Raw genomic sequence first — 9,775 nt, 5'->3', positions numbered from 1 at the left:
AGACGGGGTGCTGCGTGTGCTGAAGCATATGGGCATCCTGCCCGACGCCGTCGTTGAGCCGGCTGAGCCGCCACGATCCATGCGGGTCGATGGCAGGCAAGCTTTCACGTATGCGCCGGTTAGGGGCATCTTCGAACCAGCGGTGGCACTGGGAGATGGGGTCCAAGCTGGAGACCTTGCCGGTATCATCCATCCGATTGCGGGCCGTCTGAGCCCGCCAGATCGGTTCAGTTCACGCAGTCGGGTCTCGTTGTTTGCCAAAGAGCCCCGGCCCTCATTGAGGCCGGAGATTGCCTGTTCAAGCTTGTGGTCGACGTGTCGCCTCCCCCGATTCAGGAGCGCATACCGCCTATTTGGACGGCCCTTTGGGCACATCAACCTCGCGGATGAAATCGCGAAGCGTTTCCATATCCCATGATAGCGGGCGGTCGTCTGCATAGTGTGCAATGCGCTCGCGAACAGTGCGATAGATCGCATCTGTTCGAGGGGCACGCGTTTCCTTGCCAGCCAGGAAGTCGTGCGCCTGTGCTGCGGCCATCAATTCAATTGCCAGGATGTATTCGGCATTGTCGATAACGGCTAGTAGCTTATTGGCGGCGACGGTCGGATGGGCGAGAAAGTCTTCTTGCAAGCCGGAGGTAACACCCCCGTCAGTCGCAGCCGGGGCCGCCAGGCGGCGGTTCACGTTACTCAACGAAGCGGCAGTATACTGCGCAATCATGAAGCCAGAATTGCAGCCGCCTTCACTTGCGAGAAACGCCGGCAGATTGTTGACCAGCGGATTGACCAGACGGTCGATGCGTCGCTCGCTCATAGCAGCCACCTGAGCCAGAGCGATCGTCAGACTGTCGGCAGCCTGACCTAACGCGGGCGCAACTGCATGCGCCTGCGAAAAGACCAATGGGTTGTCCAGCGTACCCGACACTGCAGGATTGTCCGTGACGGAAGCCAGTTCGCGGTCGACCAGGTGTGCAGAGCGCTCCATCACCTCAAGGGCGGCACCATGCACATGAGGTACAGCGCGAAGGCTGAGCGCGTCTTGAGTGCGTCGCCCGCGAGCCGCGTCGATCAGGCCGCTCCCTTCGAGCAACCCGCGCAGCGTTGTGCCTACCGCCTCGATACCAGGTGACGGCCGCATGGCGAGCACGCGCTCGTCAAAAGCCGCCATTTGACAGCCAGCTGCTTCGAGCGTTAGAGCCGCCGCTGCATCGGCCCAGCGCAAAAGGCGTTGGACGCGAGCCAATGCCACACACAAAAGTCCGGTAGCGCAGGCAGTGCCATTGACCAGGCTGAGGCCCTCCTTGGCGCCGAGCACCAGAGGTTCGACTCCGATGGCTGCCAAGGCGTCACGTCCGCTCATTCGACGCCCCGCGACACGCGCCCTGCCCTCGCCGATCAATACAAGCGCAATGTGTGCGTTGTGCGTGAGATACCCCGCCGATCCACGCGACGGTACCTCGGGGATGCAGCCGCGCTCCAAGAAGCTCAGTAAGTTGAGAACGATCTCTGGTCGCACTCCAGAGTGGCCGTGCGCAAAATTGGCCACCTGCGATGCAATGATGGCACGGATGCTGCGCTCCTGCAGCAGATCACCAACCCCGCAAGCGTGGCTGAAGATAATGTTGCGAGAAAGTTGCTGCTGCAAAGCAGGTTCGACCACTGTGTTCGACAGCGCGCCAACCCCGGTGTTCACGCCGTAGGCGCGTATGCCGTTTTCGACTATGCGCGCCACGATGCGGTTTGCGTGTACGACACGGTCCCAAGCGGCAGGCGCAAGCGCCAGCGTCTCACCATCGCTGATCCGCGCGATGTCGCGCCAACTTGGAGATATGTCTATTGATACTACCATGGCATGCTCTCGAAAGGGCTTGGTTTGTGTGCGAGATGGCCGATTGGCTGCCTTGCGCCAGCCTTGTTTCATGAGTGCAAACGAGCTGCAGAAGTGCGCGCGTGCCTGCTTTGATATGGCGTCGATCTTCCGCGCCCGGGGTCGCTCGGCTTGCCGAGGCAATGCGGTTCCATCTTCGCCCGTTGGGCGTCAGTCAGCACAAATCGATCCATCCGGAGCTTGAATCACAATCCAAGCTCACCGTGATCCTGAACCTCAAACCTTAGAGCGGGTGGCCCCGCCCGCGTGATGCTCGGCCACGCCGCCAGCAATTCGCGGGTGTAGGCTTCCCGTGGCGACTTGAATAGCGACCCAACGTCGCCGCCCTCAACCACTTTTCCCGCGCGCATGACGATAGCGTTTTCGGCGATGAGCCGCACGATCGCCAGATTGTGGCTGATGACGACAAGCGTGATCTTTTCTGACCGCCTGATGTCTTGCAAGAGGTTGAGTAGATCGCCCTGAACGGAGACATCGAGACCGGCGGTCGGCTCGTCGGCGACAAGGATCGACGGCTTCATCAGCAGCGCCCGGGCAATCGCCACCCGCCTCGCCTGTCCGCCGCTGATCTCGTGCGGGTATTTGTCGACGACGCTCTGCGACAGGCCGAGCCGGTTCAGGATGACGCGCAGCCGCTCATCGGTCGTCGCGACTGGCTCCTTCAATACTGTGGCCACCTCGTTCATCAGCGTCCTGATGCGGCTGCGCGGTGACAGCGAGGCGGCCGGATCCTGGAAGATCGGCTGGATGAAGCTCGCGCGTTGCTTGAGTGCCGCGCGGCTGTGCACCAGCGGATTGCCCAGGATGCGGATTTCGCCCTGGTCGAGCTTCTGCAGGCCAAGAATGGCGCGCATTAGCGTCGTCTTGCCGGAGCCGGATTCGCCGACAATTCCGAAACATTTGTCTTGTGGAATGGAGAGCGAGACGCCGTCGAGCGCGGCGGTTTCGCCAAAGCGCAACTGCGCATTGTTGATCGAGATCGCGTCCATCACGGCGTCTCCAGCCGAAGGCAGCGGGCGCTGTGCCCGGCATCATCGCCGACGAGATAATCGCCGGGATCGACGACAGCGCAATCCGCGAACGAGACGTCGCAGCGTCCGTTGAAGATACAGCCGGGCGGCCGCTGGCGCGGATCCGGCAGCTCGCCGGCAATCACCGTGAATCGATTCTCAGAGGCATCGGCATGGCGCTCGCGGTCGATCTGCACCTCGCAGTCGAACAGCATGCGGGTATAGGGATGGCCGGGCTGTTGCTGCACTTTGTTGACCGTACCGCTTTCCAGTCTTTCGCCGGCATAGAGCACCGAAAGCTTGTCGCAATATTCGGTGACCAAGCCGAGGCTGTGGGTGATCAGAAGCACGGCGCAGCCAATGCGGTCGCGCAGGCCGATGATCTCGCGCATGATCTGCGCCTCGACCGTCACGTCGAGCGCGGTGGTCGGCTCGTCAGCGATCAGCAGCGCCGGCTCCGACAAGAGCGCCATGGCGATCACCACGCGCTGGCGCATGCCGCCGGACAGCTCGTGCGGATACTGGCCCATCCGCCGCTGCGGGTTGCTCAGCTTGACCTTGTCGAGCGCGTCTTCGGCCATCCCTATGCGTGTCTTGCGGTCGCTGCCGGGAGAGCGCCGGCGCAGCACTTCGCAGAGCTGCGTGCCAACGGTGAACACCGGATTGAGCGAGAGCATCGGATCCTGGAAGATCATCGCCATTCCACGGCCGCGCAGCGCCGCCGTCGCGTTGCGCTTGGTTAGGTCGAAACTTTTGCCGTCGATCTTCGCTGTGCCTGATGTAACCTTGGCATTGTTGGCGAGCAGGCCCATCAGCGCGAAGGCGACGGTCGATTTTCCGCTGCCGGATTCGCCGACCAGCCCGAGCATTTCGCCCTTCTGGATCTCCAGGGAAACGTCGCGTAGTGCATGCGCGGTGCCATGTGGCAGGCTATAGTCGACCGACAGGTTGCGCACAGAAATCGCCATCAGCTCACACTCGCTGTTTTGGGGTCGATGACACGCCGCAGCGCCTCGCCGAGCAAGGTTGCGCCGAGTGTGGCAATGGCCAGCACCAGGGCGGCGGCGATGGTCGGCCACCAGGATTGGTTGATCGACACGAAGCCGTCCTTGATCAGCGTGCCCAGTGAGGATTTCGGCGGCTGTACGCCAAAGCCGAGGAAGGAGAGTGAGGCTTCGAAGGCGATTACGACAGGCAGGTTCATGCTGGCCAGCACGATAACCGGGCCGGCGACATTGGGCAGGTAATGCCTGACCACGATGGTAACGGGGTGAACAGCGAGCATGCGCTCAGCTTCGATGAAGCTCAGATTGCGCAAGGTGTGCGCCCGGGCCCGTGCCATGCGGCCGAATTGCGGAATGAAGACGACGGTGACCAGCAGCACGAAGGTGGCCGAGCCCTTCCCGTAAAGCGCGATCAGCGCGAAGGCCAGGATGAGCGGTGGGAACGCGTTGACGATATCGAAGACCGCCATCACCGCCCGATCTATCCAAGCGCCGGCGATGCCGGCGACAATGCCGATCACCGAACCGATGATCGACGAGATGACGACGATCATCACAGCCAGCGTCAACGCATAGCGCGTTCCGACCGAGGTGCGCGCCATCAGGTCGCGACCGAGATTGTCGGTGCCGAGCAGATGCGTCAGTCCCGGCTGCGCAAAGCGGGCCTTGATGTCGATCGCATTGGGATCGGGACTGACAAGCGGGCCGACCAGCGCGAACACGAGGATAGCCAATGTGAAGGCCAGCCCAAGCCGGCCGTCGCGTTCAGAGCAGATGCGTTTGAGCGTCACGACCAGTCCGCTCATGTGCGGGCCCCCGCGATGCGAGGGTCGAGCAGCGCGTTGATCATATCAACCATCAGGTTGGCGACGATGTAGAATGCTACGATAAAGACGACGCAGGCCTGCACCACGGGGTAGTTGCGTTGCGCGATCGAGTTGAAGATCAGGCTGCCGATGCCGGAGCGGGCGAAGATGATCTCGACGACGACCGAACTGCCGATCAGGTCACCGAGCCCAATGCCGAGGATAGACACGACCGGCACCAAAGCAAGCTTCAGCGCGTACAGGCCAACGATACGGTATTCGGATACACCATAGGCGCGCATTGTGCGCACATGCAGCTCCGCCAGCGTGTCGAGCAGCGCCGCACGCACCAGGCGCGAGATGTAGCCCACCCAGCCGAGCGCCAGCGCCACGCTGGGCAGGATCAGGTGCCGTAGCCGGTCCGCGATGTCGCCGGGCGCACCGGCACCGGCCACCGGCAGCCAGTGCAGGCCGATGGCGAAGATCAGGAACAGGATGACCGAGACCACCAGCGTCGGCGTCGTGATGAAGGAGATCGACAGCAGGGCCAAGCCACTGTCGAGCCACGACCCCGGTTTCAGCGCCGCGATGACGCCGATCGGAATGCCGACGACCAGCGCCAGCGCCAGCGCGCTGAAGGCCAGGGCCAGCGTGTTGGGAATGACATCGAGAACGATCTCGAGGATCGGCCGGCGCGAGACGACATCCTCGCCGAAATTGCCGGTCGCGGCGCGGCTGGCGAACAGCCAAAGTTGCTCGAGCAGGCTGCGGTCGAGGCCCATGTCATGGGCTATCTGGGCGCGAAGCTCTGGCGTTGCTCGCGGRCCGAGCATCACCGAGGTGAAGTCTCCCGGCACCAGGCGCACCATCAGGAATAGAAGGAGCGCGGCGCCGGCGATGGTCAGCGCCACCGATGCCAGACGACTCGCGATGAAAGCGGCAGTCCGTTGCGATCTGCTCATGAACGGGGCTCCGGGTCTGGTCCGCCACAACTGGTCATCTGGTCCATCGACCTCACGCCTTGTCAAAGAACTCGAATTGCCAGTCCTTGCCATTGGGCAGGAACATAGGCTTCAGCCAGGCCGCGTTGACGAAGAAGTTGCGGCCGTGCGTGACCCAGATGCAGGAAGCCGATTCATCGAGCAGCTTCTGCATCTTGATATAGATCTCCTCGCGCTTGGCCGTGTCCAGCGTCTCCAGGCCCTCCTGGTGGAGCTTGTCGAACTCGGGATTGTTCCAGCGTTGCCAGTTCCACAGGCCGATCTGGCTGGCGAGGAACCACTGCGTCTGGAAGCTCGGGTCGAACTTGGAGGTGTAGGCAATGAGCGTCAGTTCGAGATCCTTGCCGGCATCGTCGGCACCGAGCGCCCAGTAGGCGCCTGAATCCATCGCGTTGATAGTGAGCGTGATGCCGACTTCGGCGAGATTGGCCTGAGCGATCTGCGCCACCGCCAGCGATGTCGCGTCGTTGAGACACGTGAAGGTGAAGGTCAGCCCCGTCTTGCCGGTCTCGGCGAGCAGCGCCTGCGCCTTGGCGAGATCCCTCGTGTAGAGCGGCGCATCGGCCCAGTTGCCGAGCAGGCCGGGCGCCAGCAGCGTCTTGGCGCGCGAAGTGGCGCCGGAATAGGCACCCTGGATGATCGCATCGACATCGATCGCCCATCGGATGGCCTGGCGCACCTTAAGGTCGGCGAGATCGCCCTTTTGCACATTGATGCCGATCCAGGTGTAGTCGATCCCTGGAATGTCGATCACCTTGGTGTCCGGCAGGCCCTTGGCGGTGTCGAGCTGGTCGGCATCGAAAGCGGTTAAGTCGAGCTCCTTGGCCTGATAAGACAGGAAGGAGGTCTTGCGCTCGGGAATGATCTTGCAGGTGATCTCCTCGAAATGCGCCTTGTACGGCCCCTTGTAGTCGGGGTTGGCGGCGAGCACGAACTGTTCCTTCGGGCGCCATTCCTTGAGAGTCATCGGTCCGGAGCCGATCAGCGTGGTGGCGATCTTGTCGCCCAGTTGTTCGACGGCCTTCTTGGACAGGATCGCACCTGACGCGTCGCAGATGCCGATCAGCCAGAGTGCGGCCGAGGGATGCTTGAGGATTAGCTTGCCAGTGTATTTGCCGGTGACTTCGACGGATTTGAGCGCCTTCATGTCGTCGGCATAGGCGAGCTTCTTGCCGTTCTTGTCGCCATTGATGTAGCGGTCGAACGAGTATTTGACGTCGTCGGCTGTCATCTCGCCGAAGCCACCGGTGAACATCTGGCCGGGGTTGAGTTCGAAGCCGAACTCGGTGACGGAAATCTGCTTGAACTCCTTGGCCGCGTCGTTGGTCCAGCTGGTCTTGCCCGGCTCGAACCGCACCAGCGTCTGGCAAACCGAACGGATGATGTTGCCTTCGGTGGTGCCGACGCGATTGCCCGGATCGAGATTGCCAATATCGGCATCGAGCGCGATGATCGGGTTGGTTCTGTCAGCCGCCCGCGCGAAGCTGACATAGGGCAGGATCGCCAGTGCCGACGAGCCGGCCAGGAATGTTCTGCGGTCGAGTTTCATGTGCATTTTTGTTCCCCCTTTTTTTGTTGGCTACATGCAATCGCGTGGAATGACCTCGTCGTAAGTCCGCTCGGCGAAGACCGTTCCCCGCTCGTAAGCCTTGACCCAGCCGCGTGCGTAGAAATTGTCGCGGTCGCAGCTGATGGTTATTCCGCAATCGAGCCGTGCGCTCCAATCGGGCCTGGTCAATTCCTCATGGCAGGTCACTTGCGTCACGCAGCTCGCCGGGTCGTCGTCGGTGATCCCATAGACCTTGCGGCGCCAAGAGGTGATCTCTGTGCCGGTTTCCTCGAAGACGAAGCGGCCATCGTCGGACAGTGCCGTCAGTTCGTTGCGTCCGGTCGGCAGGTCGGTCGTCAGCGAGCGCAGCTGGCGCGCCGGCTCCTTGATCGTCACCGGACCGGGGTGCGCCCACAGCGCCTCCTCGAAAGCGACGGGTGCCAGGCCATCTTCGCTGGCTAGGATCGACAGATCGAGCCGGCAGCCCTTTGGGTCGAGTGTCAGCATCGTGCGCTCCGGCGACGGCCAGGCCATCGGCCAGTAGGACGAGGAAATCGCCACCCGCAGCCTGTGTCCCTTGGGGATGATCTGCGCCACCGGTTTGAATTCCAGTTCGACATCCTCGAACTGACCTGGCGTCAGCGGCGTCGGAAACTCGTGGCTCTCGCGGTGCGTGAGATTGAGCAGCGCAAAGGTGATGAAGGCGGAGGTGCCATCGGGCGCCACATCGTTCAGCCTGACGCAGATTTGCGCCTGTGGCTTGTCGGCGGCGACGCGCAGCCTGATTTTCGATATGCCGGCAAGCGGCAGGTCGGCATCCATCACCACGCTGTCGAAGCAAAGCGAGCCGCCATCATCGGCCCGCTGGTCGCGTGCGCCTTCGGCCGAGATGCGGCCCTGGCCATAGGGGCACCATTCCTGCCCTTGCACGCCGGTGGTGAGCGGCGAGGAAATGATCGGCCTTGCCCCGCCGGCATCCTGCGTTTCGCCGAGCTTGCCGTCGCCGTTCAACCACCAGGTCTTGTCGCCGATCTGCTTTGCCGGCCATTGCGGAAAACCCAGCCAGCGGCCTGGCCTGAAGTCGATATGCGAATGCGGCGTGGCATAGTCCATCAGGTAGAAGCGCATGTCCGGCTCGCGGTCGGCACCGTTGTCGATGCCCTTCAGCCAGTGATCGTACCAGCGGATGCATTCCTGCAGGTAACCGACGGCAGGGCCGGGTACGCCATAGTTTGGTTCCTTGTGGCCCCACGGACCGCAAAGACCTTTGGCCAACCCTTTGAGGTTCTCGACCAGGCTGAAGATGGTCTGCGTGTAGCCATCGAGGTAGCCTCCGACCGCCAGCACGGCGCACTCGATCGTAGAAAATTCCTCGCACACCGAACCCTGCTTCCAGAACGCGTCGCGACGCTGATGCTTCAGCCATTCAGCGGCATGGTTCTTGTGGTCGTCGAGCCGGTCCTTCCACATCTGCCGCCAGCGATCCTCGCCGACGACGGCCGGGTCCGGCGGCAGCGCCGAATAGCCGAACAACGCCCCGCCCCAGCCGAAATTATCGTTGATCAGCAGGCCACCATTATAGTGCGCATCGCAAGCGTAACGATCGTCGGTTGAGCAGGACGTGACGATTGCCTTCAATTGCGGCGGACGGCGCGCTGCGACCTGCAAACCGGAAAACCCGCCCCAGCTGTTGCCGATCATGCCGGCCACGCCGGTGCACCAGGGCTGCGCGCAAAGATGGTCGAGAATCTCCAGCGCGTCGTCCTGCTCGCGCTTGACATATTCGTCGTCGAGCAGGCCTTCGGAATCGCCGGTGCCGGCAATGTCGACGCGGGCGCAGGCATAGCCGTGGCCGGCGAAGAAAAGATGCATCTCCTCATCGCCCGTGCGCGTGCCGTCGCGACGGCGATACGGTATGTATTCGAGGATCAGCGGGACGGGATTGTCTTCGGCGTCTTCTGGCAGGAACAAGCGTGCGGCCAGCTTGCGGCCGTCGGCAAGCGGAATCCAGTGGGTTTCGACTGTTCTGACCCCGGAAATAATGACGCTGGGCATACGAACTCCGGCTTTGATTAAATGAGCATTTAATATATTGAATGGCTAATCAATGCACAAACTGAAAGGCAATGCAATGGCGAAACGATCAATCAAGGCGATGCGCCGGGAAGAATTGATGGACGCCGCGGTCGCTGTCATCGGGGACGAAGGTATGTCCGGCGCCACGATGGCAGCCATCGCCCGGCGCGCTGGAATGTCGGCCGGGCTGGTCAATCACTATTTCGACAGCAAAGAAGAGCTGATGGCGCTGGCCATGCGTAATCTGTCGAACCTGTTTCGTCAGGATATTCTCAAGCTGGCGCCTGCAAATCCGACGCCGGTGCAGCGGCTGCGGGCGATCGTCGACGGCTCGTTCGCGCCGCAGCACTTGGGCGCGCCCAAGCGCGCGGCGGCGTGGATGCAGTTCATGATCGCTTCCCAGACCGAGCCGCGCATCAAGCATCTCTATCATCTGACGGG

Annotated in this window: 8 protein-coding genes; 1 reads left to right on the top strand and 7 read right to left on the bottom strand. The window is 62.2% G+C overall.

Translation table 11 applies throughout. The features are described 5' to 3' along the window. Nucleotides 1-349 precede the first annotated feature (349 nt). The 7 genes from AC1DUU_RS13335 to AC1DUU_RS13305 form a co-directional block, all read right to left on the bottom strand. Complete coding sequence (locus tag AC1DUU_RS13335) at nt 350-1,849, bottom strand: HAL/PAL/TAL family ammonia-lyase (protein WP_476783898.1); 1,500 nt, start codon at nt 1,847-1,849, stop codon at nt 350-352. 224 nt (nt 1,850-2,073) lie between these two features. Continuing rightward, complete coding sequence (locus AC1DUU_RS13330; RefSeq protein WP_476783897.1) at nt 2,074-2,877, bottom strand: ABC transporter ATP-binding protein; 804 nt, start codon at nt 2,875-2,877, stop codon at nt 2,074-2,076. Further along, nucleotides 2,877-3,866: an ABC transporter ATP-binding protein gene (locus tag AC1DUU_RS13325; RefSeq protein ID WP_476783896.1), complete on the bottom strand. Its 990-nt coding sequence runs from the start codon at nt 3,864-3,866 to the stop codon at nt 2,877-2,879. The genes AC1DUU_RS13330 and AC1DUU_RS13325 overlap by 1 nt, the downstream gene beginning before the upstream one ends. After that, nucleotides 3,866-4,708 (bottom strand): ABC transporter permease, encoded by an 843-nt coding sequence (locus AC1DUU_RS13320; protein ID WP_476783895.1) that lies wholly within the window; start codon nt 4,706-4,708, stop codon nt 3,866-3,868. The genes AC1DUU_RS13325 and AC1DUU_RS13320 overlap by 1 nt, the downstream gene beginning before the upstream one ends. Further along, nucleotides 4,705-5,670 carry an ABC transporter permease gene (locus AC1DUU_RS13315; protein ID WP_476783894.1) on the bottom strand — a complete coding sequence of 322 codons (966 nt, stop codon included), beginning with the start codon at nt 5,668-5,670 and terminating at the stop codon, nt 4,705-4,707. Before AC1DUU_RS13315 ends, AC1DUU_RS13320 begins: the two co-directional genes overlap by 4 nt. Nucleotides 5,671-5,722: 52 nt before the next feature. Continuing rightward, nucleotides 5,723-7,264 (bottom strand): ABC transporter substrate-binding protein, encoded by a 1,542-nt coding sequence (locus AC1DUU_RS13310; RefSeq protein ID WP_476783893.1) that lies wholly within the window; start codon nt 7,262-7,264, stop codon nt 5,723-5,725. Between the two features lie 24 nt (nt 7,265-7,288). Beyond that, complete coding sequence (locus tag AC1DUU_RS13305; RefSeq protein ID WP_476783892.1) at nt 7,289-9,313, bottom strand: CocE/NonD family hydrolase; 2,025 nt, start codon at nt 9,311-9,313, stop codon at nt 7,289-7,291. Between the two features lie 52 nt (nt 9,314-9,365). Between AC1DUU_RS13305 and AC1DUU_RS13300 the strand changes: the two genes are divergently transcribed. Beyond that, nucleotides 9,366-9,775: TetR family transcriptional regulator (locus AC1DUU_RS13300; RefSeq protein ID WP_476783891.1), on the top strand; the 410-nt coding region annotated here is incomplete at its 3' end.

Source organism: Aminobacter sp. P4_H6_2 (genome assembly GCF_056400805.1).
This window is presented reverse-complemented; position numbering and strand designations above follow the sequence as displayed.